Consider the following 21,717-nt stretch of genomic DNA (forward strand, 5'->3'; position numbering starts at 1 on the left):
GCCAGCGCTTGCACTTGCACAAAACCGCTTCCGCTGCGGTTTTCCTCCCCCACAGTGAGGGCGGTATCAAAGCTGACGGGGTTACTGTTCGCGCCCAGCGTGACGAATGTCCATCTTGCAGCCGGATTTATCTGTAGCAACAAATAATCCTTGCGTTGCAAATTTAACGTTACTACAATAAATTCATGTTCACCGTGATCGAGACCCCCGAATTTGTCGCCTGGGCCTCGCAAGTCTGGTCCGATGAAGAGCGTGCTGACTTCATCAGTTGGATCGCGGTGAACACCGAAGCTGGTGACGTCATCCCGGGCTCTGGCGGGTTGCGCAAGGTGCGCTGGGCGCGGGCAGGGATGGGCAAGCGAGGCGGCGCGCGGGTGATTTACTTCACGCGCAACGAGCGCGGCGAGGTCGTTCTGATCTTGGTGTACGCCAAGGCCAAGTTCGACAACATCAGCGCCGATGTGTTGAAGGCCATCAAGGAGAAATTCGATGCCGAAAATCAAAGACCCTGAAGTGGCGCAGTTTGAAGCAGCTCTGCTGCGCAGCATGGACCAAGCCGTGCGTGGCGAGTACGCTGCTGTGCATACCTCGGAGCAGATTGTTGCGCGCAAGCGTGGGCGGCCAGCGGGGACTGTAAAGACTGACGCGAAGGTGTCTACCACCATTCGCTTTGACGCAGACGTGCTGCAAGCGCTCAAGGCCACGGGCCAGGGCTGGCAGACGCGGGCCAACGATTTGCTGCGGGCTGACATCAAGGCAGGGCGGTTGTAGGCGCCGCAAGCCTTCGTGGAAATTGCCAGGGCTGTCATCACCACGGCCTCCCTGCCAGCCGCTCCAGCAATGGCCGCTCGCGGTATTCGCCGAATGCGCCGTTGAAGAACTCGTTCGCGCCGTCGTGCACGATGCGGTCGAGCTTGGGGCTCGTTTGCATGGCGCGCAGGAAGGCCATGGTGTGGCACCACTTCAGCGGGCGGGTGGTGATCTCGTCGTCCTTGGTCGCGCTGTTCTCGAGATCCAGCACGCAGATCAGGCTATGGCTGCGGTCGCCATACTTGCGCACCATCTCGGTGTCGCGGTCAGCGGTGCCGCAGTTGATGGCCTCGAAGATCTGGATCCGGCTGGCCTTCTTGTCGAGCGCACTGCAAAGGCGCATCAAGTACTCGCCGATTTCGATCTCACTCGACCGCAATAGCAGTTGGCGCTCGGCAGCATCGGCCAGTTCGCTGATCGCGACGCCTTGCGTCGCCCCGTCTGGCGCGTTATCCCGCTGCCGCTCCCAGTAGTCGCGCACCCAGTCTGCGTCCTGTGTGCCCTTCACCACGCGTCGGGCGACGATCCGCAGACCCACGAGCTGCTTGATCAGTTGGTCGCCGCTTTCTTCTCCCGAAATGCTGAAGTTCATGGGCGGCTCCCACGAGCTCGCCACAGCAGGCCGGCGGCCCAGGTGACGGCATCGACAGGCCCAGCGCCAGCGGCGCGCCGCATGCCGGCCAGCCGGCAAAGAAGGATGACTTGCTTCATTTCGATGCTCCTTTCGTTCGGGTGACGGTGACGGGGGCGATCTGAAAAGCCGCGCCGTTGTTGATCTCAGCCTCGATCAGCAGGCTTCGCTTGGCCGGGTCAACGCCCGCAGCGGTCAGCTGTGCATGGCGAAGCGCGGCGTAGTGCTGGCGCAGGCGCTCCTTCCCCCCGATCTCGTTGCTGTTGCCCTCGCAAAAGGCGCACATGCAGCGCACTCCGGTGGCGCGATCCTGCCGGCCCTGAAGCTCTGCGGCTCGCACGGCATCGGCCGACGTGACGTTCTGCCGGCAGAAGAAGCGCAGGGCGCGGGCATCCATCGGAGGCATGCCGTGGCACGCGTCGAGCCGGACTTCGAGCAGGGCCTGCTGGCTCATGGATAGAGTTGTGGAGCTCATGCCCACCGCCACACTGCGCGGGCCAGCACGGCCACGATGAAAAGCGCTGCCATGGAGCCCATGAACGCGGCTGCCCACGCCCTTTGCGGGTTAGGGCGGCGGCATTCGCCCCGGGCAGCCTGGCTTTCTGCTTCTGCACACTGACGCTCATAGTCCCTTCGGGCGTTCTGAATTTCGCGCTCGGTAGTCATGCCGCTGCCCTTGCGAGTTCAGTACGGCGCATGCGCCGCGCCGGTGCTGTGGTTTTGTTCATTTCAGCCCTTCGAATTTGATTGATCCCATGCCTGCCAAGCCATTCCGAGCCATGCCCTGCCCAGCCTCGCCGTGCCTGGCCCCGCCGTGCCTGCCCTACCAAGCCACACCTCGCCTCGACGCGACTCACCGCGCCATGCCTCGCCTGCCAAGAGTTGCCGAGCCACACCCTGCCAAGCCGTGCCACACCTCGCATCGCCTGCCATGCCGAGAAGGTCATGCCGTAATGCCCTCTTTCGGTTGCAACTGCAGCGCTACCTGGTCGAGTGCTTCAAACACGCCCGCCAACTCCTGCAACTCGCGCCACTTGCGGCTGACTGCTGAGAGTTCGGCGTGGGCGCGTTTGAGCACCTGGGCCCGCATCTCGCCATCGTTCATCGCGCGCACCGATGATTCGTACACGCGCTCACCCGTACCTGTTTCGACGGGCAGGAAGGCGCGAACAGTGCGCGGCGGGGCCGATGCCTCGGGCTCTTCGAACACCACCGTCACGCTGCGAATCAGGTGTCCCGCCTGGTCGAGCCGATAGCGCTCGGCGGCCTTCGAGTCGTCCCATTCGAAGTGCGGGTGCAGCACACTGCTGGGCTGTGCTGCGTCGGCCACCACCGACTCGGGGGTGAGGCCGTTTGCTTTGCTGCGGATCTGGTCGAGTCGTTCGCCGACTGCCTGGGCGTCACCGCTGATGTGCGCGCCGGCCTTGAATTGGTAGACGGTCTTCATGGGTCACTCCACATGAAACATGCCGAAGGAGCCATCGCGCTGGGGGCGCCACTCACCCACACCGATGGCGAATCCGCCGGTGTTGAAAAGGTTCACGATCTGCTCCGCGCTGAGCACATTGCGGTTGAAGCGGACCGTGATCTCGGCCGCCCATTGACGGAATTCGCCGCGGTAGCGAATGTCGGCCGTGCCCATGCCGACGCGCACCATGTCTTCCCGTGGCGCCGGCTCGCCTTCAAGCTTCACCATGTCGCCAACGATGTGGAATGCACCTCGGGCCTCCACCTTGGTGATGCCGGCGACGTGCGAGCAGGCATCGACCGCGGCGCTCTTGAATGCCACGGCGGGGAAGCCGTAGCCGCCGTCAGGGTGGCGGTACAGGGACTGCTCGTAGTCGGCCTGGGGGTCTTTGGCTTCCTTGGCCTGCTTGGCCTTTTTCATCTGCGCGTCGAGCATCTGGCGCTTGGCCTTCTCGCTCCATGCGTGGCAGATCAGCGGGGAGTCCCCCACCAGGCGAATGCGGATGACCTCGATGGCCAGGCGCGGAAGTTCGATCGCTTGCTCGGTTTTTTTGGCTACTGCCATGCTTCACTCCGAAACCGCCCGGGGTGGGCGTCTGGAATGAATTATTCCTAAAAGAATTTACAACGTCAAGCGCGAAGGAATATTTAAATTCTTCTCCGACTACTTACGTAGTTTTGGTCAGCAGGGCTCGATGAATGCATCGGGCGGCACGCTGCCCCCTACCCGATGGATCGAATCAACCTCTGCCGTGTCGAGCGTCATCGGTGCATAGCCGTCGTTGATCGACAGAAGCTGCAGCTCTTCAGGCCGTTGCCAGTTGAGTTGCTTCAGCAGCTTCCTGCCGTCGCGCATCCGCACCACCACGTCATTGCCTTGCTGAGCCTCGATGGAAGGCGTCACTACGATGAACTCTCGGGCTCGGTATCGGGGGTGCATCGAGTCGCCCTTGATTCTCAGGGCGTAGGCAGCCTCGTCTTTCGTCCAGTATTCAACGCAGCCTTCGCCGTGGCCGACGGGGTACTGCATCTCCTCCAGGTATCCGTCAGGCCCTGCCTTGACGTGTCCTACCACTGGGACCAGCCGTGACCGGCCGAGCATTGGGGCTGCCGCGACATTGGATTCTTCCGGTCTACGCGGTCCATCGCCCGTGTCCAGCCACTGCGGGTTCACGGCCAGAGCCATAGCCAAACGGATAAGGTTGGAGGTCTTCTGCGAGTCGCCGCGCTCCAACTTCGACACATCCGATTGTTTCATCTCGGCCCGCTTGGCCAATTCCACCTGAGTGATCCCGAGCTCCGTGCGGGCAGATCTGATGCGTTGGGCGAGTGTTTGCATAGACACCATTTAATCTCAGTTGAATATTCTTGCGAGACATGTAAAAATAGTCCGAAAGGAATATTCGCCATGGACCTCGAACCCCGTGATCTAGTGCTCGCGCTTAAGGCCAAGGGCTTTACGCAGAAGCAGATCCAAGCCGAAACCGGCATCCCTCAGCCCACCATCAGCAAGATCGAACGAGGCGACTCTAGGGACGTGATGTCCCGGAACTACCGGGCGCTCGTTGCCATGCACGCGAAGGTGGCCGGTGAAATGCCCGCGCCTGCACCAGTTGCAAGCGCCGAAGCTGCTTCTGCGGCGGGCTGACCAATGTCCATGCATCTCTTGGAAGCGCTGGTGGTGCCCGCCGGCTCAACGGTGATTCTTCGTACCGCGCAGCCCCTGTCGGACGCCGCCCGGGCCAAGCTCGCAGCCCATCTTTCCGCCGAGGAAGCCCGGACCGGGACGAAGTTCCTGGTATTCGCCGATGCGCACTGGGAAGCCATGGTCATTGGAGCGCCTGAATGAGCGCAGCAACCGCCCCAAGTGCTCCGATGAGCGTGGCCGCCAATGCCCAGCCGTTGCGCGCGATCCATCGCGCAAAGCGCCTGAGTGGCGGAGCCACCATGTGTCCTGGCGAGAACCAGCCTGGTTCGCTGAACGCGCCTTCCAGCCGTTCGTCCCAGTGCTTCGCCTTCCAGCGTTCCCAGCGACGCATATCCCACCCCCGTCAGTGCTTCGATCGCGGGATTGTGGCTGAGGCGGCTCATCGCCGGGCACCGCTCTGGCTCCGTGTGCCGGCGAGCACGACCCGGCTCGACTGGCAGCGAATCCGCAACTCCCCTGCCTCCCAGTGCATATCGAGCCGACTGGTGCGCAGCACCTGTGATCGCTCCCCCGTGTGTTGGTCAACGTTTTGCGAAAGCGCCGTGCGTGCGCTGGCGTGGAAGGTCTGGTTCAGAACCGGCTTGAAGGGGTTGGGGCGTGTGGTCATGAATCGAATGGTCGGCGTTCTGCTGGCAAAAACATATAGCAACAAATCGGAGCAACTGCTATGAGCCTTCTCGACGCGGCACGCCGCCTTGTCCGTCGCCTCCCTGGCGGGATCGAAACCAACGCTCAGCGCTTCGACGTCACCCCATCCACGCTGCGCCATCAGCTTGCCGGAACAGGGGGCTATCGGTTCAGTTTGGAGAACGCCGAGCTGGCGACGCAGTTCGCGATCGAGCAAGGGGTGGACAACCCACTGGAGATCGTGAACACGCTGGCCAAGAACTGCGGCGCGATGGTCATTCCTCTCCCGGGGCTTTACGAAACCGGGGGCGGCACGATGAAAGACCTGGCGGCGGCGGCACACGAGTTCGCACAGTTCGTGAGCTTGGCCGCCCTCGCGCCGGCTGATGGCGTCGTCACTGCTAACGAGCTTTCTGCTGTGACCACCGAGCTTTCGCACCTGATCGGGTGCGCGCAGCGGGTGCGCGCAGGCCTGGCGGAGATGCATGAGGCAGGCAAGCCGAAAGCCGAGAGCCCGCATCTCGACGTTCCGGTCATTGACAGCGCGGGCCCAGAGGCCGCGCGCAGCAGCTGGACAGCAGGGCCCGGCACAGGCGCTGCGTGGGTCGGCCGGATGCAGGAGGCGTAGGCATGGCAGGCGAGTGGCTCAAGTTCGAATGCAGCCTGCCGGAAAAGCCGGAAACGCTGGCCATCACTGCATCCATGGGGTGGGACGACCCGGATCTGACCGTGGGCAAGCTGATGCGGCTGTTCCGCTGGTTCGACCAGCACACCTTGAACGGTAACGCTCTCGGCGTTACCCCGGCGTTATTGGATCGCATCATCGGCGTTACCGGATTCGTTGCTGCGGTCGCTGCGACCGGCTGGATCGTCATCGGAGACACCTTTGTGTCGCTCCATAACTTCGACCACCACAACGGGGCGACTGCAAAAAGCAGGGCGCAGACCGCGAAAAGGGTGGCAAAACACAAGACCAACGGGGGAGGTAACGCTGAACCTAACGATATAGGTAACGCATGCAGCGTTAGTGATGCGTTACCTAGAGAAGAAAAGAAAAGAGAAGAAGTAATACCAGCACCTAACGGTGCTTTGTCGGCAGAGCCGCCACATGGCGATCAGCCGAACCTGAACGGCGTACCCGAAGCGCCGGGGTCATCGCCAGGGCGGAGCGGGGTTCCGCCGTGCCCGTACGACCTGCTGCTGGGGCTGTACCACGAGCTTTGCCCGACCATGCCCAGCGTCCGAGCCGACCTCTTCAAGGACGGGAAGCGCGCCGACGCGATGCTGGCTCGCTGGAAGTGGGTGATGACGTCGAAAGCCGTGGTTGGGGAGCGCGCCGGCCAGCGAATGGCGACCACCAGGGAGGAGGGGCTTGCGTGGTTTCGGAAGTTCTTCGTCTACGCGTCGAAGTCGCTGTTCCTGCGCGGAGATGCGGCCCCGCGCGAAGGCGCCCGTCGCTTCGTTGCCGACCTCGGGTGGTTGGTGAAGCTCGAGAACTTCGAGAAGGTGCTCGAGGGCAAGTACCACGGCGACGTGCAGGAGGTCGAACATGCGTGACGATCGCCGTATTCCGGTCAGCCTTGAGTCGGAGGCTGGGCTGCTGAGCGGGCTGCTTCTGGACAACGAGGCGATCCATCGCATCCCAGGCCTGGACGCCGATGCATTCCACGGCCCCGTGAACGCGGAGGTGTTCCGCGCGATCCAGCAGCTGGCGTCCGCCGGAAGGCCGTTCGACACCGTGTCCGTGTACACGCACCTGCAAGCGATTGGCAGCGAGACGACGCTGATCGAGCTGAACGACATTGCCCAGTACGTGCCGAGTGCAGCCAACATCCGGCGCTATGCCGAAGTGGTGGCGGACCGCTACCGGCTGCGGCAGCTCATGGAGGCAGGCAGCGCGATAGCCGACATCGCCATGGAGCCGAACGCGACTTCGGCCGAACAGATTGACCAGGCGCAGATGATGCTCGCGAAGCTCGCCACCGTGAAGGCCAAGCGGGAGCCCCAGCACATAGCCGAGTCCCTTACCCACTACCTGGGGCTCCTGCAGGACCTGAGCGACGGCAAGAACCCGGCAATCCGAACGGGGATCGGGGGACTGGACAAGATACTGAACGGGGGCATGCGCCGCGGAGAGGTAATGGTCATCGGGGCTCGGCCCAAGCATGGGAAGACGGCGCTGTCGCTGACCATGGCGCGCAACATGGCGCGGGATCACAGCGTCCTGTTCCTGAGCCAAGAGATGCCGATCTCTCAGCTGATGCACCGGCACACTGCCGCCGCCGGGTCCTTCGATCTGGCGCGCATTCTGGCCGCAGACGCTGGGGACCACGACATGTGGGACGCGGTAGCAGACGCCGCGCGCCGCCTGGGCGACCTGAACCTGAACCACGATGACCAGTGCAGCCTCTCGCTCATGGACATCCGCCGGAAGGCGATCAAGGTCAAGCGTGAAAGAGGCCTTGACGTGCTGTTCGTGGACTTTCTGCAACTCATGGCAGGAGCCGGCGAGGAGAGCCGAAATCGCGAGCTGGATGTGATCGTCAACGGCATCAAAGCCCTGGCGCTCGATCTCGGCATCTGCGTGGTGGTGCTGAGCCAGATGAGCCGTAAGGCCGATGAGCACTACAGCCGCCCGGCCATGACCTACCTCCGCGATTCGGGCGCGATCGAGGCTGCTGCTGACCAGATCGCGCTGCTGTTCACGGACTGGGCCCACCCGTTGAGCAAGCGAAAGCCGGAGTTCCAGGGGTTTGCCGAACTCGAGATAGTCGCGCATCGCAACGGGCCCCAGGGGCTCGTGCCGCTGGAGTTCATCGGCAAGTACCAGCAGATGGGCGACTGGCTGCACCCGCTGCCTGTGCACACCCAATCCACCATGCCCGTGAGCCGCGGCGCGAAATTCTGAAAGGCAACCCATGTACGAATCACCCACCACCGCCCAGGCCGCGCCAGCCTCCATCGCCACGCACGCGCTGCTGTGGAGCCATAGCCAATGTGCGCTGCACGTTGAGCCGATTGCGGACATGTTGAGCTCCAATCGGCAGGCCTACACCCAGGACCGCGGCTCCGACTATGTGCCCATCTTTCTCGGCTGTGACGACGACTGCCGCAAGGCGGCGGAGGCGGTGCGCGACACCATGCATCGCCGCCAGACTGCCCGGAACTTTGATGGTCGGGGCTCCGGCATCGCAGCGCAAGAAGCCGGGGAGTGCCTAGCTTGAACTTGCACCTCACCTACTTGCTGCTGGTCTTTACGCTTTCCGTTTGCTCGCTGGCCCTTCGTTGGCACTTGGCCGCCACGAGACGCAAGCGGCATGAGCAGCGCCGTGCACGCCTCGACCGAAAAGCAGAAACCGAGCGCCGTGCTCGCAGCGCCCTTTGACTCCAGGAACCCGAATGTCTGACACCCCCACCCAAGAGCGGCCCAACCTGTCCGAGCGCCTGACGAGCGCTGGCAACAGCAGCGATCTGTCGGTGCGCACCGATGCGCGCGGGGACGCTGACTACCTGATTGCAGCTGGCACGACACCAGCACGGCTGGGCCGGTATATCTACTCGCTGATGGCCGAGTACGACGCATGCGCGAAGCCCCGGCCGATCACCGATGACGCCGTGCGCCGGATGAGCAAAGAGGTCAGCGCTGCGGACGAAAAGCGCTGGAAAGATCAGCTGCCAGCTTTGAAGCTCGACGGACGCGGCAGGCCCACGAAAGCGAGCGTTGAGGCTCGCAAGATGGCCGCGGCTCGTCTTGAGCTGAACAAGTGGCTGGCCGGGGAGCGCCGCCGTGTGCTGGGCCGCCTGCACAGCTTGCCCAAGCTGATGGACCCGCACTCAGGCCTGCTGCCCTGGGTGGTAGCCCGCGGTGGCAGCACGCCCGAGGGCAAGCTGCTGGACGTCCTGGGCTGGTGGGCCGATCGCCTCTGTCCGAGTTGCAGCGGGACGAAGAAACAAGGTGGCAGGACCTGCACGGCATGCCGGGGCGTGGGGCTGCGCGAGATCCCGCACGGCAAGGAAGGGCAGGCTATCTCGGAGCACATCGCCGCCCAAGTGGATCGCTCCCGTCGAGGTATCAAAAACGGGCTACCCGGCCTGCGGCAACTAAAATCCTATGCAGCTGGGCAAGACGGTGGCCGGAACGGACTGTGAGATTGGCTGCATGGGTGATCGCATCAATGCGGACCCTAGCGTGGCGATCCGACTTCATGTAGAATGCGGCCCTAGAGCGCAGGCGCCTTGAAATCCGCCTTGTACAACATGCTGAAACGGCCCCAGGCGGTGAGTCTGGCAAGCCTGAACTTGTTGGATGCGCTCGCCCTGAAACTCCCAAGCCCGCACGGTTCGCCCTGCGGGCTTTTTTGTTTGTCGCGGTGTAGCTCAGCCAGGTAGAGCAATGGGTTCATACCCCGTCTGTCGTCGGATCGAAGCCGACCACCGCAACCATTCCGCCGTGTGCCCGAGTTGGTCTAAGGGTGACGCGATGCAAGAGGGAGAGCGCGGCGCCGCGAGCCTATGCGTGATCCTGCCTGGGTTCGAATCCCAGCACGGCAACCAGTTCGCCACCACCGGGGCGCATCCACCACGCACCACACCGCCAGGGACGCCATGCCCCAGGTGGTGGCACCTAATTGGAGCTCAGCGATGGGACTATTTCGGGGAATCGTGATCTTCACCAGGCAGCTGGCCTTTTGGATATCCGTGCGGACTTGTGATGATCGTTCCCCACTCTTGCAGCGCTTCGGCAAGAGCGCTATCGGTTGCTGCCGTGGGCGCGTCCTGAGCAAAGGCTTCAAGGGCGGCATTGCTCGATTTTGCAATTACCCCATCGGCCGTCTTCACGTAAATGAATTCGATCAAATTCCTGCGGGAATCCTCGTGTGCCGATGCGGGCACAAAAAGATGAACGTTTGCCCGTGGGCCCAAGCGTATGGGGAGATGATGTCCAGAAACGCGAGAAGGGTGAAAGACTCCGTGTGTGGTGCCGCGTCCATAAATGAAGCCCATCTCTGCGATGGACACCTCAAAAGCACTGAGGTTTGTAACATTCAGCGAAAGCCGATAACCCCCCAAGTGCAATCTGGCAATTGAAGGCTCAACCTTAATACGAGCTTGGTCACGTCGTCGCTCGTGCATGAAGTTGAATGTTCCTATTGCTGCTGCATAAGTAGCTATGGCGAGCGTGCCCCAATCAAGGATTACCTTGGCGTCCATGCCGCCCTCCCGGCGATGGTTGTGTGAGAACTCCATCGTAAAGCCGGGAGGGCAGCCCTTCCGAAATCCCGCAACCAACTGACACGTTGCCCGCTCGGGGCATGCGTGAAGGCAAGCGTGGCCCCCAGCGCACCGCGGGCAAACGGACGCATCCCTTCGCAGCGTCAGCACCAACAGCCCGTAACCTCCCGGGCCGCTGGCGTTGCGAAGGGCTCTACTTCGGAGACCCCGTATGAACGACTACCTGATCGCCGCATCCGTCGCCATCGCTGCCACCCCCATCGCCGGCGGCGCTTGGCTGCTGTGGCGTGCTCGCAAGAGGCGCGATGAGGCGGCCATGCATGCCAGGTTTGAGCGGGAGACGCGGGGCTACGTGCACCGCGGCGAGGGCATCTTGCCGGTGGCGCTGGTTGCCGACGCGGGGAGCGTGGATGCCGGTAGCTGCGATGGCGGATCCTCCTGCTCGGCCTTGGACTGATGGCCACTCGCCCTCGCATCCCCGCCGCTGCTACCCGCATCAATATGGCCCAGGCCACGAGGATGCAGCAGGCGCCACGCATCGGGGCAACCTACCGCGACCGAGGTAGAGGCAGACAGGAGGCCCGGCTGCGCATCTGGCTGCGGGATGGCCCCAACTGCAAGGGCTGCGGCAAGCTGATCGACATCACGCCCGGCACGCCGGACCCCTTCGAGCTGGATCACACGGTCCCACTCTGGAAGGGTGGCAAGGACGCCGACCACAACCGCCAGTGCCTGTGCCCGGAATGCCATGACGCCAAGACCAGGGGCGAGGCGGGGGAGCGGGCGCAGGCTGGATACCCAAAGGATTGACCATGAAGAAGTGCAAGCAAGCCATCGCCGCCCTAGTGATTCACACCTTCGTTTGCACGATGCTCTACCTATGGAAGGTGCTCGGCGTCGCTGGCGCAGGCAATATGCTGATGGCGTGGTGCGCGCTGAACCTGGCTGGCGGTATCGGCTTGGTGCTGACCCACAAGGACACCGAACCCCCAACGCCCGCGGCGCTTCCCTTCGGCATCGCCCGCATCCTGTACCTGAGCGAAATGGCCGTGCTCCTGTGGTTCGGCCACTGGGTGATGTTCCTGTGCCTGGGCTTCACCTGGCTCATGTCGGCCGGATCGAACAAGCGTCGTCGGGATCATTGGGCGGCACAGGCTGCGAAGGTCTGACCATGGCATCCATCCGAAGCATCCGCGAACGCGGGCAATTGGCGCTTCGCCGTGGGCGGGCTTTCGACTGGGCTTTGAAGCGGCTCGGCTCCGGCCTTCGATCCGCCACGCTTGAAGCGTTCTCCATGCAAATCCCCGAACGGGTTCGCGGCCTGATTGATGGCTGTGGCGCTCAGACCGCTGTCGGCGCCGTGTCCATGCTGACCCCAGACGGTTGGAAGGTTCTCGGCATCACCACTGGTCCCTTGGCCCTGGGAGGCGCTCCAGCGGCCGCCTGACGCGACGCAGGGGCATCGTGAGCCGGTAGGAAAGGCAGAAGGGCAGGGGGGTGGGCGAAACCTTGAGAGGCTTGCCCCTGGATACCGCCCTGTTCCGCACGCGCGGAAAAAATCCCCTGCGTATGAATTCCGGAGGGGCGAAATTCAAAGAATTCAAAGGAGGCCGCCATGCCCAGAGGTGGTGCGCGACCTGGTGCGGGCCGCCCGAAAAAATCTGCACCGGCTGACGCGCCGAAGCCGGCGGAGCCAGCGAAGAAGCGGGCGCCCCGCAAGCCAGCGTCAGCGCCGGCGGTTGACGCGGAGGGCTTCAAGACCGATCCGAACTGGCCCTTCGGGCAGGAGAGGCCGCCGCCCCCGAAGGACCTAAGCGAGCTGACCCCACTGGAATTTCTCCTGCAGGTCATGCGGGACGAGGTTGAGGACAAGAGGACGCGGATTCAGGCGGCGCAGCTCGCCGCTCCGTACGTCCACCCCAAGAAGGGCGAGAGCGGCAAGAAGGATGAGAAGCAGGCCGCGGCCAAGCAGGTTGCGAGTCGGTTCGCCGCCGGCGCGCCGCCGAAGTTGGTCGCCGCTGGCGGGAAGAAGGTGTAACGCATGGAATGGACGACAGCCTGCGTCGATTGGGAGAGCAGGCTGGTCGAGGGCCGTTCGATCATCCCGGCGCCGATATACCGCGACGAGGCCGAGGCTGCGCTGGCCATCTTTCGCGAGCTGAAGGTAGTGGACTTGCCCGGCAAACCCACTTTCGGCGAATGCTCGGAGCAGTGGGTCTTCGACTTCGTGGCTGCAATTTTTGGCGCGTACGACGCCGAGACCGGCCAGCAGCTGATCCGTGAATACGGCCTGCTGATCTCGAAGAAGAACACGAAATCGACCATCGCCGCCGGCATCATGCTGACGGCGCTGATCCTGTGCTGGCGCGAGGACGAGGAACACCTGATCCTGGCGCCGACGAAAGAGGTGGCTGACAACAGCTTCAAGCCGGCGGCCGGGATGATCCGGGCCGACGAAGAGCTCTCCGCGCTGTTCCACGTCCAGGGCCACGTGCGCACCATCACCCATCGCCTGAACGGCAACAGCCTGAAGGTGGTGGCGGCCGACACGGACACGGTGTCAGGCAAGAAGTCCGGCAAGGTGCTGGTGGACGAGCTCTGGCTGTTCGGCAAGCGCGGCAACGCCGAAGGCATGTTTCTGGAGGCGCTGGGCGGCCAGGTCTCGCGCGACGAGGGTTGGGTCATCTTCCTGACCACCCAGAGCGACGAACCGCCGGCGGGCGTGTTCAAGGAGAAGCTGGGCTACTGGCGCGACATCCGGGACGGCGTGATCGTCAATCCCAAGGTTCTGGGCGTGCTGTACGAGTTCCCGGCCAAGATGGTCGAGCGCAAGGAATACCTGGCGCGCGAGAACTTCTACATCACCAACCCGAACATCGGCAAGTCGGTGAGCGCCGAGTGGCTGGCCGACAAGCTGCTGGAGAACCAGACCAAGACGGACGGCACCTACCAGCAGTTCCTGGCCAAGCACCTGAACGTCGAGATCGGGCTGAACCTGCGCAGCGACCGCTGGCTGGGCGCGGACTTCTGGGAAGCCGCGGCAATCCCGGTGTTCACGCTGGAGGAACTGCTTGAGCGCTGCGAGGTGGCCACCATCGGCATTGACGGCGGCGGGCTGGACGACATGCTGGGCCTGGCAGTGGTCGGGCGCGAGATCGGCACCGGCCGCTGGCTGGTCTGGACGCGCGCCTGGCTGCACCCGATTGCGCTGGAGCGCCGCAAGTCCGAGGAATCGCGCTACCGCGACTTTGCGAAGCAGGGCGACTTGGTGCTGGCGGAGCAGGTGGGCAAGGACATCGCCGATGTGATTGCCATCGTGTCGCAGGTCGTGGAATCCGGCCTGCTGGACAAGGCGGGCGTGGACCGCGCGGGGCTCGGAGGCATCTACGACGCGCTGGTGGGCACCAAGGACGAGCCCGGTCCTGTGAAAGAGGACCAGGTGGTGGGCATCCCGCAGGGGTGGCAGCTGCAAGGCGCCATCAAAACGGCCGAGCGCCACCTGGCCGCCAAGAAGCTGGTGCATGGCGGGCGGGCGCTGATGGCTTGGTGCGTAGGAAACGCGAAGGTGGTTGCGGTCGGCAATGCTATTTCGATCACCAAACAGGCCAGTGGTTTCGCCAAGATCGACCCGCTCATGGCCCTGTTCGACGCCATCTACCTGATGGCACTCAACCCGAAGGCGAGAGGCCGCTCTGTGTATGAAGAGCGCGGCTTCCGCTACCTGTAAGGACCAGCATGGGCATGTTCGACTTTCTCCGCCGGGGCGCCTCGGCGGAGGCGCCGCCGCGTCCGCGCGCGGAGGCAACCAGCACCATCACGTTCACCGGGATGGACGACCCGGCACTGCTGGAGTTCATCCGCAACGGGCAGCGCAGCTCGGAAATCACCATGCTGCGCAACACCGCGGCGCTGCGGTGCCTGACCCTGATCAGCAACGGGCTGGGCATGCTGCCCACGAACCTCTATCGCTCAGGCGACGACAAGGAAATCGCCAAGGATCACTCCGCCTACAAGCTTCTGCGCGTGAAGCCGAACCCCTGGCAGACGCCCATGGAGTTCAAGAGCCAGATGCAGGTACTGCTGGAGACCGAGGGCAACGCATACGCCCGCGTGATCCGCGCAGCGGGCCGGCCGATCCACCTGATCCCATTCGAGAAGGGCCGGGTCGATCCGAAGCTGGGCAGCAACTTCCGCATGCAGTACCGCTGCCAGACGGAAAACGGCGGCCAGATCACGTTGGACCAGGACGAAATCCTGCACGTGCGCGACCTCTCGCTCGACGGCGTGACGGGGCTCTCCCGCCGCAAGCTGTCCACCGAGGTGTTCGAGCTGGCCCAGGGCGCGCAGCGCGCCGCGTCGCGGGTCTTCGAGAAGGGCGTGATGGCGGGCGGCGCGATCGAGGTGAAGGAGGCGCTCTCCGACAAGGCGTATGAGCGCATGCGCAGCTCCCTCGACAACGACCACGCCGGCTCGGAAAACGCCGGCAAGTGGATGCTGCTGGAAGAGGGCGCAACGGCCGCGAAGTGGTCATCCACTGGCCGCGACGCACAGCACATCGAGAACCGCAACTTCCAGATCGAGGAAGTCGCCCGCCTTTACGGCACGCCTCGGCCTCTTCTGATGATGGATGACACCAGTTGGGGCTCTGGCATCGAGCAACTGGCCATCTTCTTCGTGCAGTACACGCTGGCGCCGCGCTTCGTCTCCTGGGAGCAGGCGCTGGAGAGATCGCTTCTGACGGACGCCGAGAGGGGCAACTTCTACTTCAAGTTCAACGAGCGCGCGCTGATGCGCGGCACGCTGAAAGACCAGGCCGACTACTTCGCCAAGGCGCTTGGCGCTGGCGGGCACCAGCCCTGGCACACCGCCAACGAAGTCCGCGACTTGGCCGACTACCCCGCCGACCCGAACGCCAAGTTCGACACCCTGGGCGATCCCTCGGGAAAGAAAGCACCCAATGAGCCTGACAAAACTCCCTGAGATCCGCGCCGATCACCGCCTGGGCGCCGCGCAATTCGACGCTCGGCCGGATGCGCTGGAGCGTTGGCAGCCGGAGGTGCGCGCCGCGACCGAGGGCGACAACGCCATCTCCATCTACGACGCCATCGGCGAGAGCTGGGACGGCACCGGCGTGACTTCCAAGCGGATCGGCGCAGCGCTGCGCTCAATCGGCGCAGGCAAGGACGTGACGGTCAACCTGAACTCCCCGGGCGGCGACTTCTTCGAGGGCGTGGCCATCTACAACCTGCTGCGCCAGCACGATGGCAAGGTGACGGTGCGCGTGATGGGCTTGGCAGCCTCGGCCGCGTCGGTCATCGCCATGGCGGGCGACGAGATCCTGATGGGCGACGGCGCCTTCCTCATGGTGCACAACGCCTGGGCGGTGGCCGTTGGCAACCGGCACGACATGCGCGACGCCGCCGACCGGCTGGAACCCTTCGATGTCTCCATGGCGAGCGTCTACGCCGCGCGGGCGGGCATCTCCGTTGCGGAGGCGGCAGCCCTGATGGACAAGGAAACGTGGATCGGCGCCGCGCAGGCGGTCGAGGACGGCTTCGCCACGGGCCTGATCGACAGCAAAGACATCACGAAGAACGCCAGCGCGCATGTCGAGCGCAAGACGCTGGCGCTCGTGGAGGCCTCCATGGCGCGCGCGGGGCACTCCCGCGCGGTTCGCCGTGATGCCTTCAAAGCCCTTTTCTCTGGCAAGCCGGGCGCTGCCGAAGAAACCGCCATGCCGGGCGCTGGCGAAGCCGCAGCACTGCTGCAATCCCTCACCAACTCCCTGAAAGTTTGACCATGAAGAAGTCTCTCGTGTCCCTGGCGGCTGTGGCCGCCATGCTCTCCATCGCCGCCGGCTCGGCCCACGCGATGGCTCTCCAGAAGGTGGCCGACTTGGCCGCCGCGCAGCCCGTGCCCCGAGGCATCCTGGCCGTGCGCGCCGACGCCGGCACCAGCCCTGGCGAAATCAAAGCCCTCGTGGAAGGCATGAATAAGGCGTTCGCCGACTTCAAGGCTGAGCACACCCGTCAACTGGACGAGATCAAGGCCAGCCGCTCCGGCGCGGACCAGGAGGCGGCGATCCAGAAGATCAACGCCCACCTCGATCGGCTGCAGAAGGAAACCGAAGACGCCCACACCAAGCTCGCCTCGGCCCAGATGGGTGCGGGCGAGAAGACCGTGGTGGACAAGGAATACAGTGCCGCGTTCCGCGCACACTTCGCGCGCGGTGAAGTTCAGGCGTCGCTGAACAAGGGCGTGGCCACCGAAGGCGGTTACCTGGCACCTGTCGAATGGGACCGCTCCATCACAGACCGCCTGATCGAAGTCTCTCCGATCCGCAGCATCGCCTCAGTGCAGTCGATTTCGACGGCTGGCTACACCAAGCTGTTCAACAACCGCGGCGCCACGTCCGGGTGGGTGGGCGAGACCGCTGCGCGGCCGCAGACCAACACGCCGACGTTCAGCCCGCTGACGTTCAAGCCGGGCGAGCTGTACGCCAACCCGGCCGCCACGCAGCAACTGCTGGACGACTCGGAGATCAACCTGGAATCCTGGCTCGCCAACGAAGTGGAGACCGAGTTCGCCTATCAGGAGGGTATCGCCTTCCTGAGCGGCACCGGTGCCAACGATCGCCCGAACGGCCTGCTGACGTACGTCACCGGTGGCACCAACGCAGCCACGCACCCCTGGGGTGACATCAAGACGGTGGGCTCTGGCGCGGTGGGTGCGATCACAGCGGATTCGTTGATCGATCTGATCTACGCGCTGCCCGACGAGTACACCGCCAATGCGCGCTTCGTGCTGAACCGCACCGCCCAGGGCGTGATCCGCAAGCTGAAGGACGGCCAGGGCAACTACCTGTGGCAGCCCAGCTATGTGGCGGGCCAGCCGGCCACCATCGCCGGCTACCCCGTGACCACCGTGGCCGGCATGCCCAACATCGCGGCCAACGCCATCGTGGCGCTGTTCGGCGACTTCAAGCGCGGCTACCAGATCGTGGATCGCACTGGTGTGCGCGTCCTGCGCGATCCGTACACCAACAAGCCGTTCGTGCAGTTCTACACGACCAAGCGCGTGGGTGGCGGTCTGCTGAACCCTGACGTGATCAAGGCCTTGAAGGTCAACGCAGCCTGATGGCGGGGGCGGGCTGCTGCCCGCCCTGCACGGAGAACACCCATGAAAGCAATCAAGGAATTCCAGGGCGTGCCCAACGGCGAGATCTACCCGGTGACGTACGCGCCCGGCGACGAGGTCCCGCCCGAACTGCATGCCACGGCGCGCTACTTCGGCGGCGAGGCCAGCACCGCTGGCCCTGCGGACCTCACGATCCCCGAGATCAAGGCCAAGCTGGACGAGCTGAAGATTGAGCACAAGTCCGGCATGTCCAAGGCCGAACTGCTGGCCCTGCTGCCCAAGGACTGAGCATGTCCCTTGTGTCTCTGGACCAGGGCCTGGCGCACCTGCGGGCCGACGCCGGCGATGAGGACGACCTGATCGCCCTCTACCTTGGCGCGGCCGAGCAGTCGGTGGTCGATTACCTAAATCGCCAGGTGTTCGCCGACCAGGCCGCCATGGACGCCGCCGTGACCGCTGGCACTGCGGGGCTTCACCCCATGGTGACGAACAAGGCGGTAGAGGCGGCGATCCTGATGACGCTGGGGCACCTCTACGCAAACCGCGAGCAGGTGGCGATCGGTGTGTCGGTGGCTGAGATGCCATTTGGCCCCCGGTCGCTCCTGCGCCCGCATCGCATCTTTCCGGGGTTTTGAAATGCTCGCTGCAGGATCACTCAATCGACGGATCACCATCCAGAAGCCGGGGCAGTTGCACGATGAGTGGGGCTCCCCAATCCCGGGCTCCGAGAACTGGGTCGAGGTGGCCAAGCCCTGGGCGAGCATCAAGAACCTGAGCGGCTTGGGCGCTATCAAGGCTGACGCGCAAGCCTCTGTTGTGAAGACGTCCATCCGCATCCGTTACCGCACCGACATCACTGCCGGCATGCGTGCGCTGCACGGAGCTACGGTGTACGACATCAATGCGGTGCTGCCGGACGAAGCTCGGCGCGAGCACGTCGACCTGGTTTGCGAGGTGAAGAAATGACGCGGACGGGTGCGAAGACGTTCAGTGCCGCGGTGGATACCGCAGGCCTCGATTCCTTGCTCGATCAGTTGGGTGAAGTGGCAGACGATGCGGTGCGCCCCTCGGCCCAGGCAGGCTCCCAGGTGCTGTACGACGAGGTGAAGCGCAACGTCGCCGGCCTTGGCCGAAAGACCGGCAATCTGGATGCCTCGATCTACCAGAAGTTCAGCCCGGAAAAGTCGCTGGACGGAAAGGCGGTCTACAACATCAGTTGGAACCACAAGAAGGCGCCGCACGGTCACTTGGTGGAGTACGGCTATCTGCAGCGCTATCGCTACCGTCCTGACGGAATGGGCCCCATGGTACGCCCGGGTATGGACGGCCAGCGCAAGCCCGGCCGCCGCGCTTCGCAGGCCGAAAAGGACGCCTATTACGTGACTCTCCCGACGCCGAAGCAGGTTCCTGCCAAGGCATTCGTGCGGCGCGCTGAGAGTGCCTTTGATCGCGCCTACAAGGCGGCCGAGGACGAACTGGTCCGCCGAGTCGCGGCGAAGGCAGGTGCTGCATGAGTCTTGAGACCGACCTGATCTCTGTTCTGAAGGCGCGCTGCCCGCGTGTCCACCTTGGCACAGCGCCGCACGACACGGCGACGCCTTACATCACCTGGCAGCACGTCGGCGGCGCTTCGCTGCGCTACCTCGACAACAGCCCGGCCGACAAGCGCAACTCCTTCATCCAGATCAACGCCTGGGCCGCGACGCCAAAGGCTGCGCTGGACCTGCTGCGCCAGATTGAAGACGACCTGTGCGCAGCCACCAACTTGACGGTCTCGCCCCAGGGTGAGCCGGTCGGTGCCTATGACGACGGCGACACGCTGAAGGGCGCGCTGCAGAGCTTTTCCATCTGGGGCGCGCGCTCATAAAAACCGGCAGAGACCGGACTCGCTAAACCGCCGCAGGGCGGTTTTTTCGTTTCTTAACCATGAAAGAGCATGTATGCAAGAAATCAACGAACTCGTCTCTCTCGCAGATGGGAGGCCCGTCACAACGAGTCGGCAAATGGCCAAGCGCTTCAGGAAGCGCCACGACAACATCCTCCAGCTTTATCAAAAGCGTGTTCTCGGTCGGCACTCCGAGGAATTCATCGCCCTGAATTTTCAGGTGGTCGATTACGTGGACGCCAAGGGCGAGTCTCGCCCAGAGCTTCTGATGACGAAAAACGGCTTCATCGCCATGGCGACGAAGCTCCGTGGCGCTGAAGACTGGCAGGAGCGCTTCATTGCCGCGTTCGATGCATTGGCCGAGCAGGTCGAGCGGATGGCGTTCACCCTGTGGAACCGTCGTCTTGCACTGGAAACGCGCGATGCCAGCTCTGCGGCCAAGGCATCAATCGGCTCTCGGCTGATGCTGGACCGGAAAAAAGATCTGCCTGCTATCAAGGCAGAGCGGGCCTATCTGGCCGCAGAGATGCAGCCCGGTCTGCCTCTCCACTGAATACCACTCTGCTCTTTCGTGGTTGCCACCTTCGGGTGGCTTTTTTATTCCTGGCCCTTGTGCCATCCCGCCCGCGAGGGCATCCCACCAGTGCCCGCGTCGCGGGCTTTTTGCATTGAAAGGCCCAACATGGCTGTATCTCTCCCCGACGGCGCGACCGTCGCAATTGCAACCGGCTACGGTGCCGTGAAGGCGGTCTCCGCCATCAGCAACGCCGATCCTGGCGTTGTTACCTCGCCGGCCCACGGTCTCCTGAACGGCGCGTTCTACGAACTGAAGACCGGCTGGCAAAAGATCAGCGAGCGGATCTTCAAGGCCGCCAACGTGGCAGCCAACGTGCTGGACGTGTCGGGTATCAACACCACGGACGCGAACCGCTTCCCGGTGGGCTCGTCGGCGGGCTCGCTGCGCGAGATCACGGCCTGGACGCAGATCCCGCAGATTCTGGAGTTCACGACCAACGGCGGCGACCAGCAGTTCGCGAACTTCTCCTTCCTGGAAGAGGACTACGAACGCCAGTTGCCCACGGTGACGAGCGCCCAGTCCATCCAGATCGGCATCGGCGACGACCCCACGCTGCCGGGCTACCAAGCGCTGAAGCTGGCCGGAGAAACCCGCGCCATCCGCGCGATCAAGATCACTCTGCCCAATGGCTCGGTGATTCTCTACAACGGCTACGTGTCGTTCAACGAAACGCCCACCCTGACCAAGGGCCAGGTGATGCAGGTGCGCGCCACCATCTCGCTGCAGGGCCGGCCCGTCCGCTACCAGGCCGCCTGATCGATTTCGCAACGGGCCCTTCGGGGCCTCTTTCATGCCCCGCCGAACGTAAGCGGCGCGGGTCTTTTTCTCTCCCTCTGAAAGCAAAAAACCATGGCAAAGATCAAGCTGGGCAACCGTCCGAAGAACTTCAAGAAGACCATCTCCGTCCCGATGCTCGATGGCACCTCGGGCACCATCGAATGCCTGTTCAAGTACCGCACGCGCAAGGAGTTCGGCGAGTTCGTGGACGGCCTGACGGAAGCCGCGCGCGCTGAGGGCAAGGCCGCAGAGGAAAGCGCCGAGCGGGACGGCCAAAACGAACCGAAGCCTTTCTCCCTCAAGGATCACCTCGAAAAGACCGTGGGCGCGAACGCCCAGTACATCCTGGAGATCCTGGAAGGATGGAACCTCGACGTCGAGCTCTCCCGCGAGTCGCTGGAGCAACTGGCCGACGAACTGCCTGGTGCTACCGCTGCGATCGTGGAAACGTACCGCACCGCCATCACCGAAGGCCGCCTGGGAAACTGACCTCTGCGGCGGCTGCACTGTACAAGCCGCCGCCCGATCCCAGGGAGCTGGCTGCCTGGGGCATGACGCCATCCGACTACGACCATGAGGTTGTGGAGATCTGGCCAGAGAACTGGGAGGCCTTCCGCCTTTTTCAGATGCTGGCTACCCAGTGGCGGGTAAGCATGGGCGGGCCGACGGGGCTCGATCACAACGTCCTGTTGGCGCGCCTCGATCGCATGGCGCTTGAGCCCGAAGACCGGGATCAGCTCGATGAGGACGTGCGGCACATGGAGTGCGCGGCCCTTGAGGTGATGGCCGAGCAACGCTCAAGCGATAAGTAAAAAACGCCCAAGCTGGGCGAGTCACACAAAAGCCCTGCGGCTCACCCCGCAGGG

35 protein-coding genes, 1 tRNA gene and 1 pseudogene are annotated in these 21,717 nt (G+C 63.8%); 29 read left to right on the forward strand and 8 right to left on the reverse strand.

From position 1 onward, the window contains the following. Window positions 1–185 precede the first annotated feature (185 nt). The gene (locus M5C98_RS01815; protein WP_272550621.1) at window positions 186–512 is read left to right on the forward strand and encodes a type II toxin-antitoxin system RelE/ParE family toxin; all 327 of its coding nucleotides are present in this window, start codon (window positions 186–188) and stop codon (window positions 510–512) included. Next, window positions 490–771 (forward strand): BrnA antitoxin family protein, encoded by a 282-nt coding sequence (locus M5C98_RS01820; protein WP_272550623.1) that lies wholly within the window; start codon window positions 490–492, stop codon window positions 769–771. Before M5C98_RS01815 ends, M5C98_RS01820 begins: the two co-directional genes overlap by 23 nt. A 37-nt stretch (window positions 772–808) precedes the next feature. Here M5C98_RS01820 and M5C98_RS01825 read toward each other — a convergent pair whose 3' ends face one another. The 5 genes from M5C98_RS01825 to M5C98_RS01845 all read right to left on the reverse strand — a co-directional run bounded on the left by M5C98_RS01825 (window position 809) and on the right by M5C98_RS01845 (window position 4,247). Continuing rightward, the gene (locus M5C98_RS01825; protein ID WP_272550624.1) at window positions 809–1,402 is read right to left on the reverse strand and encodes a hypothetical protein; all 594 of its coding nucleotides are present in this window, start codon (window positions 1,400–1,402) and stop codon (window positions 809–811) included. 115 nt (window positions 1,403–1,517) lie between these two features. Then, complete coding sequence (locus M5C98_RS01830) at window positions 1,518–1,895, reverse strand: hypothetical protein (protein ID WP_272550625.1); 378 nt, start codon at window positions 1,893–1,895, stop codon at window positions 1,518–1,520. 489 nt (window positions 1,896–2,384) lie between these two features. Beyond that, window positions 2,385–2,888: a hypothetical protein gene (locus M5C98_RS01835; protein ID WP_272550626.1), complete on the reverse strand. Its 504-nt coding sequence runs from the start codon at window positions 2,886–2,888 to the stop codon at window positions 2,385–2,387. A gap of 3 nt (window positions 2,889–2,891) precedes the next feature. Beyond that, window positions 2,892–3,473 (reverse strand): hypothetical protein, encoded by a 582-nt coding sequence (locus M5C98_RS01840; protein WP_272550627.1) that lies wholly within the window; start codon window positions 3,471–3,473, stop codon window positions 2,892–2,894. A gap of 117 nt (window positions 3,474–3,590) precedes the next feature. Then, complete coding sequence (locus tag M5C98_RS01845) at window positions 3,591–4,247, reverse strand: XRE family transcriptional regulator (RefSeq protein WP_272550629.1); 657 nt, start codon at window positions 4,245–4,247, stop codon at window positions 3,591–3,593. A gap of 69 nt (window positions 4,248–4,316) precedes the next feature. On the opposite strand from M5C98_RS01845, the gene M5C98_RS01850 reads away from it, so the two are divergent. Both M5C98_RS01850 and M5C98_RS01855 read left to right on the forward strand, forming a co-directional pair. After that, on the forward strand, window positions 4,317–4,556 hold the full coding sequence (locus M5C98_RS01850) for a helix-turn-helix domain-containing protein (RefSeq protein ID WP_272550630.1): 240 nt from the start codon (window positions 4,317–4,319) through the stop codon (window positions 4,554–4,556). Window positions 4,557–4,559: 3 nt separating this feature from the next. Beyond that, the gene (locus M5C98_RS01855; RefSeq protein ID WP_272550631.1) at window positions 4,560–4,757 is read left to right on the forward strand and encodes a hypothetical protein; all 198 of its coding nucleotides are present in this window, start codon (window positions 4,560–4,562) and stop codon (window positions 4,755–4,757) included. A 238-nt stretch (window positions 4,758–4,995) separates the two neighbouring features. Here M5C98_RS01855 and M5C98_RS01860 read toward each other — a convergent pair whose 3' ends face one another. After that, entirely contained in the window at window positions 4,996–5,223 is a 228-nt protein-coding gene (locus M5C98_RS01860; RefSeq protein WP_272550632.1) for a hypothetical protein, read from the reverse strand. 60 nt (window positions 5,224–5,283) lie between these two features. On the opposite strand from M5C98_RS01860, the gene M5C98_RS01865 reads away from it, so the two are divergent. The 5 genes from M5C98_RS01865 to M5C98_RS01885 all read left to right on the forward strand — a co-directional run bounded on the left by M5C98_RS01865 (window position 5,284) and on the right by M5C98_RS01885 (window position 9,392). Beyond that, complete coding sequence (locus M5C98_RS01865; protein ID WP_272550633.1) at window positions 5,284–5,871, forward strand: phage regulatory CII family protein; 588 nt, start codon at window positions 5,284–5,286, stop codon at window positions 5,869–5,871. 2 nt (window positions 5,872–5,873) lie between these two features. Next, complete coding sequence (locus tag M5C98_RS01870) at window positions 5,874–6,800, forward strand: hypothetical protein (RefSeq protein ID WP_272550634.1); 927 nt, start codon at window positions 5,874–5,876, stop codon at window positions 6,798–6,800. Next, window positions 6,793–8,151, forward strand: coding sequence for a replicative DNA helicase (locus tag M5C98_RS01875; protein ID WP_272550635.1), 1,359 nt, complete (start codon window positions 6,793–6,795; stop codon window positions 8,149–8,151). The genes M5C98_RS01870 and M5C98_RS01875 overlap by 8 nt, the downstream gene beginning before the upstream one ends. Before the next feature lie 10 nt (window positions 8,152–8,161). Continuing rightward, window positions 8,162–8,467 carry a hypothetical protein gene (locus M5C98_RS01880; RefSeq protein WP_272550636.1) on the forward strand — a complete coding sequence of 102 codons (306 nt, stop codon included), beginning with the start codon at window positions 8,162–8,164 and terminating at the stop codon, window positions 8,465–8,467. A gap of 175 nt (window positions 8,468–8,642) precedes the next feature. Further along, entirely contained in the window at window positions 8,643–9,392 is a 750-nt protein-coding gene (locus M5C98_RS01885) for a hypothetical protein (RefSeq protein ID WP_272550638.1), read from the forward strand. Window positions 9,393–9,463: 71 nt separating this feature from the next. Here M5C98_RS01885 and M5C98_RS01890 read toward each other — a convergent pair whose 3' ends face one another. Then, window positions 9,464–9,646, reverse strand: a complete 183-nt coding sequence (locus M5C98_RS01890) for a hypothetical protein (protein ID WP_272550639.1) — start codon at window positions 9,644–9,646, stop codon at window positions 9,464–9,466. On the opposite strand from M5C98_RS01890, the gene M5C98_RS01895 reads away from it, so the two are divergent. Continuing rightward, a tRNA-Met gene (locus tag M5C98_RS01895) sits at window positions 9,610–9,686 on the forward strand. The two genes, M5C98_RS01890 and M5C98_RS01895, sit on opposite strands and share 37 nt — an antisense overlap. A 3-nt stretch (window positions 9,687–9,689) precedes the next feature. After that, window positions 9,690–9,797 (forward strand): annotated as a pseudogene (locus M5C98_RS01900). A gap of 93 nt (window positions 9,798–9,890) precedes the next feature. On the opposite strand, the gene M5C98_RS01905 reads toward M5C98_RS01900, so the two are convergent. After that, window positions 9,891–10,454 (reverse strand): hypothetical protein, encoded by a 564-nt coding sequence (locus M5C98_RS01905; protein ID WP_272550640.1) that lies wholly within the window; start codon window positions 10,452–10,454, stop codon window positions 9,891–9,893. 232 nt (window positions 10,455–10,686) lie between these two features. Between M5C98_RS01905 and M5C98_RS01910 the strand changes: the two genes are divergently transcribed. The 18 genes from M5C98_RS01910 to M5C98_RS01995 all read left to right on the forward strand — a co-directional run bounded on the left by M5C98_RS01910 (window position 10,687) and on the right by M5C98_RS01995 (window position 21,663). After that, window positions 10,687–10,932 carry a hypothetical protein gene (locus M5C98_RS01910; protein WP_272550641.1) on the forward strand — a complete coding sequence of 82 codons (246 nt, stop codon included), beginning with the start codon at window positions 10,687–10,689 and terminating at the stop codon, window positions 10,930–10,932. Next, on the forward strand, window positions 10,932–11,285 hold the full coding sequence (locus M5C98_RS01915; protein ID WP_272550642.1) for an HNH endonuclease: 354 nt from the start codon (window positions 10,932–10,934) through the stop codon (window positions 11,283–11,285). Before M5C98_RS01910 ends, M5C98_RS01915 begins: the two co-directional genes overlap by 1 nt. 2 nt (window positions 11,286–11,287) lie before the next feature. After that, a complete protein-coding gene (locus M5C98_RS01920) occupies window positions 11,288–11,644 on the forward strand; it encodes a hypothetical protein (RefSeq protein WP_272550644.1) in 357 nt (118 codons plus the stop codon). A 2-nt stretch (window positions 11,645–11,646) separates the two neighbouring features. Beyond that, on the forward strand, window positions 11,647–11,922 hold the full coding sequence (locus tag M5C98_RS01925) for a hypothetical protein (protein WP_272550646.1): 276 nt from the start codon (window positions 11,647–11,649) through the stop codon (window positions 11,920–11,922). 168 nt (window positions 11,923–12,090) lie between these two features. Further along, a complete protein-coding gene (locus M5C98_RS01930) occupies window positions 12,091–12,513 on the forward strand; it encodes a terminase small subunit (RefSeq protein WP_272550647.1) in 423 nt (140 codons plus the stop codon). A gap of 3 nt (window positions 12,514–12,516) precedes the next feature. After that, the gene (locus M5C98_RS01935; protein WP_272550648.1) at window positions 12,517–14,202 is read left to right on the forward strand and encodes a terminase large subunit; all 1,686 of its coding nucleotides are present in this window, start codon (window positions 12,517–12,519) and stop codon (window positions 14,200–14,202) included. A 14-nt stretch (window positions 14,203–14,216) separates the two neighbouring features. Further along, a complete protein-coding gene (locus M5C98_RS01940; protein WP_272550649.1) occupies window positions 14,217–15,455 on the forward strand; it encodes a phage portal protein in 1,239 nt (412 codons plus the stop codon). Continuing rightward, entirely contained in the window at window positions 15,433–16,272 is an 840-nt protein-coding gene (locus M5C98_RS01945) for a head maturation protease, ClpP-related (protein WP_272550650.1), read from the forward strand. Before M5C98_RS01940 ends, M5C98_RS01945 begins: the two co-directional genes overlap by 23 nt. A 74-nt stretch (window positions 16,273–16,346) precedes the next feature. Further along, window positions 16,347–17,612 (forward strand): phage major capsid protein, encoded by a 1,266-nt coding sequence (locus tag M5C98_RS01950; protein WP_272553111.1) that lies wholly within the window; start codon window positions 16,347–16,349, stop codon window positions 17,610–17,612. 42 nt (window positions 17,613–17,654) lie between these two features. Further along, entirely contained in the window at window positions 17,655–17,900 is a 246-nt protein-coding gene (locus M5C98_RS01955) for a hypothetical protein (protein WP_272550651.1), read from the forward strand. Window positions 17,901–17,902: 2 nt separating this feature from the next. Next, the gene (locus tag M5C98_RS01960) at window positions 17,903–18,247 is read left to right on the forward strand and encodes a head-tail connector protein (RefSeq protein WP_272550652.1); all 345 of its coding nucleotides are present in this window, start codon (window positions 17,903–17,905) and stop codon (window positions 18,245–18,247) included. Window position 18,248: 1 nt separating this feature from the next. Next, the gene (locus M5C98_RS01965; RefSeq protein ID WP_272550653.1) at window positions 18,249–18,578 is read left to right on the forward strand and encodes a phage head closure protein; all 330 of its coding nucleotides are present in this window, start codon (window positions 18,249–18,251) and stop codon (window positions 18,576–18,578) included. Next, window positions 18,575–19,126, forward strand: coding sequence for an HK97 gp10 family phage protein (locus tag M5C98_RS01970; protein WP_272548207.1), 552 nt, complete (start codon window positions 18,575–18,577; stop codon window positions 19,124–19,126). The genes M5C98_RS01965 and M5C98_RS01970 overlap by 4 nt, the downstream gene beginning before the upstream one ends. Next, the gene (gp17, locus tag M5C98_RS01975) at window positions 19,123–19,479 is read left to right on the forward strand and encodes a tail completion protein gp17 (protein WP_272548206.1); all 357 of its coding nucleotides are present in this window, start codon (window positions 19,123–19,125) and stop codon (window positions 19,477–19,479) included. Before M5C98_RS01970 ends, gp17 begins: the two co-directional genes overlap by 4 nt. A gap of 73 nt (window positions 19,480–19,552) precedes the next feature. Next, a complete protein-coding gene (locus M5C98_RS01980; protein ID WP_272550655.1) occupies window positions 19,553–20,050 on the forward strand; it encodes a Rha family transcriptional regulator in 498 nt (165 codons plus the stop codon). Window positions 20,051–20,179: 129 nt separating this feature from the next. Further along, on the forward strand, window positions 20,180–20,830 hold the full coding sequence (locus tag M5C98_RS01985) for a phage tail protein (protein WP_272548204.1): 651 nt from the start codon (window positions 20,180–20,182) through the stop codon (window positions 20,828–20,830). Between the two features lie 93 nt (window positions 20,831–20,923). After that, the gene (locus M5C98_RS01990; protein ID WP_272548203.1) at window positions 20,924–21,340 is read left to right on the forward strand and encodes a phage tail assembly chaperone; all 417 of its coding nucleotides are present in this window, start codon (window positions 20,924–20,926) and stop codon (window positions 21,338–21,340) included. A gap of 62 nt (window positions 21,341–21,402) precedes the next feature. Continuing rightward, on the forward strand, window positions 21,403–21,663 hold the full coding sequence (locus M5C98_RS01995; RefSeq protein ID WP_272548202.1) for a DUF1799 domain-containing protein: 261 nt from the start codon (window positions 21,403–21,405) through the stop codon (window positions 21,661–21,663). Window positions 21,664–21,717 lie beyond the last annotated feature (54 nt).

The organism is Acidovorax sp. NCPPB 3576 (assembly GCF_028473605.1).
In the GTDB taxonomy this organism is placed as follows: Bacteria; Pseudomonadota; Gammaproteobacteria; order Burkholderiales; family Burkholderiaceae_C; genus Paracidovorax.

Bases quoted from the DNA above. Each gene is read 5' to 3' on its own strand.
- M5C98_RS01815 (WP_272550621.1), top strand. From the start codon at position 186: ATGTTCACCGTGATCGAGACCCCCGAATTTGTCGCCTGGGCCTCGCAA.
- M5C98_RS01820 (WP_272550623.1), top strand. From the start codon at position 490: ATGCCGAAAATCAAAGACCCTGAAGTGGCGCAGTTTGAAGCAGCTCTG.
- M5C98_RS01825 (WP_272550624.1), bottom strand. From the start codon at position 1,402: ATGAACTTCAGCATTTCGGGAGAAGAAAGCGGCGACCAACTGATCAAG.
- M5C98_RS01830 (WP_272550625.1), bottom strand. From the start codon at position 1,895: ATGAGCCAGCAGGCCCTGCTCGAAGTCCGGCTCGACGCGTGCCACGGC.
- M5C98_RS01835 (WP_272550626.1), bottom strand. From the start codon at position 2,888: ATGAAGACCGTCTACCAATTCAAGGCCGGCGCGCACATCAGCGGTGAC.
- M5C98_RS01840 (WP_272550627.1), bottom strand. From the start codon at position 3,473: ATGGCAGTAGCCAAAAAAACCGAGCAAGCGATCGAACTTCCGCGCCTG.
- M5C98_RS01845 (WP_272550629.1), bottom strand. From the start codon at position 4,247: ATGCAAACACTCGCCCAACGCATCAGATCTGCCCGCACGGAGCTCGGG.
- M5C98_RS01850 (WP_272550630.1), top strand. From the start codon at position 4,317: ATGGACCTCGAACCCCGTGATCTAGTGCTCGCGCTTAAGGCCAAGGGC.
- M5C98_RS01855 (WP_272550631.1), top strand. From the start codon at position 4,560: ATGTCCATGCATCTCTTGGAAGCGCTGGTGGTGCCCGCCGGCTCAACG.
- M5C98_RS01860 (WP_272550632.1), bottom strand. From the start codon at position 5,223: ATGACCACACGCCCCAACCCCTTCAAGCCGGTTCTGAACCAGACCTTC.
- M5C98_RS01865 (WP_272550633.1), top strand. From the start codon at position 5,284: ATGAGCCTTCTCGACGCGGCACGCCGCCTTGTCCGTCGCCTCCCTGGC.
- M5C98_RS01870 (WP_272550634.1), top strand. From the start codon at position 5,874: ATGGCAGGCGAGTGGCTCAAGTTCGAATGCAGCCTGCCGGAAAAGCCG.
- M5C98_RS01875 (WP_272550635.1), top strand. From the start codon at position 6,793: ATGCGTGACGATCGCCGTATTCCGGTCAGCCTTGAGTCGGAGGCTGGG.
- M5C98_RS01880 (WP_272550636.1), top strand. From the start codon at position 8,162: ATGTACGAATCACCCACCACCGCCCAGGCCGCGCCAGCCTCCATCGCC.
- M5C98_RS01885 (WP_272550638.1), top strand. From the start codon at position 8,643: ATGTCTGACACCCCCACCCAAGAGCGGCCCAACCTGTCCGAGCGCCTG.
- M5C98_RS01890 (WP_272550639.1), bottom strand. From the start codon at position 9,646: ATGAACCCATTGCTCTACCTGGCTGAGCTACACCGCGACAAACAAAAA.
- M5C98_RS01905 (WP_272550640.1), bottom strand. From the start codon at position 10,454: ATGGACGCCAAGGTAATCCTTGATTGGGGCACGCTCGCCATAGCTACT.
- M5C98_RS01910 (WP_272550641.1), top strand. From the start codon at position 10,687: ATGAACGACTACCTGATCGCCGCATCCGTCGCCATCGCTGCCACCCCC.
- M5C98_RS01915 (WP_272550642.1), top strand. From the start codon at position 10,932: ATGGCCACTCGCCCTCGCATCCCCGCCGCTGCTACCCGCATCAATATG.
- M5C98_RS01920 (WP_272550644.1), top strand. From the start codon at position 11,288: ATGAAGAAGTGCAAGCAAGCCATCGCCGCCCTAGTGATTCACACCTTC.
- M5C98_RS01925 (WP_272550646.1), top strand. From the start codon at position 11,647: ATGGCATCCATCCGAAGCATCCGCGAACGCGGGCAATTGGCGCTTCGC.
- M5C98_RS01930 (WP_272550647.1), top strand. From the start codon at position 12,091: ATGCCCAGAGGTGGTGCGCGACCTGGTGCGGGCCGCCCGAAAAAATCT.
- M5C98_RS01935 (WP_272550648.1), top strand. From the start codon at position 12,517: ATGGAATGGACGACAGCCTGCGTCGATTGGGAGAGCAGGCTGGTCGAG.
- M5C98_RS01940 (WP_272550649.1), top strand. From the start codon at position 14,217: ATGTTCGACTTTCTCCGCCGGGGCGCCTCGGCGGAGGCGCCGCCGCGT.
- M5C98_RS01945 (WP_272550650.1), top strand. From the start codon at position 15,433: ATGAGCCTGACAAAACTCCCTGAGATCCGCGCCGATCACCGCCTGGGC.
- M5C98_RS01950 (WP_272553111.1), top strand. From the start codon at position 16,347: ATGGCTCTCCAGAAGGTGGCCGACTTGGCCGCCGCGCAGCCCGTGCCC.
- M5C98_RS01955 (WP_272550651.1), top strand. From the start codon at position 17,655: ATGAAAGCAATCAAGGAATTCCAGGGCGTGCCCAACGGCGAGATCTAC.
- M5C98_RS01960 (WP_272550652.1), top strand. From the start codon at position 17,903: ATGTCCCTTGTGTCTCTGGACCAGGGCCTGGCGCACCTGCGGGCCGAC.
- M5C98_RS01965 (WP_272550653.1), top strand. From the start codon at position 18,249: ATGCTCGCTGCAGGATCACTCAATCGACGGATCACCATCCAGAAGCCG.
- M5C98_RS01970 (WP_272548207.1), top strand. From the start codon at position 18,575: ATGACGCGGACGGGTGCGAAGACGTTCAGTGCCGCGGTGGATACCGCA.
- gp17 (WP_272548206.1), top strand. From the start codon at position 19,123: ATGAGTCTTGAGACCGACCTGATCTCTGTTCTGAAGGCGCGCTGCCCG.
- M5C98_RS01980 (WP_272550655.1), top strand. From the start codon at position 19,553: ATGCAAGAAATCAACGAACTCGTCTCTCTCGCAGATGGGAGGCCCGTC.
- M5C98_RS01985 (WP_272548204.1), top strand. From the start codon at position 20,180: ATGGCTGTATCTCTCCCCGACGGCGCGACCGTCGCAATTGCAACCGGC.
- M5C98_RS01990 (WP_272548203.1), top strand. From the start codon at position 20,924: ATGGCAAAGATCAAGCTGGGCAACCGTCCGAAGAACTTCAAGAAGACC.
- M5C98_RS01995 (WP_272548202.1), top strand. From the start codon at position 21,403: ATGACGCCATCCGACTACGACCATGAGGTTGTGGAGATCTGGCCAGAG.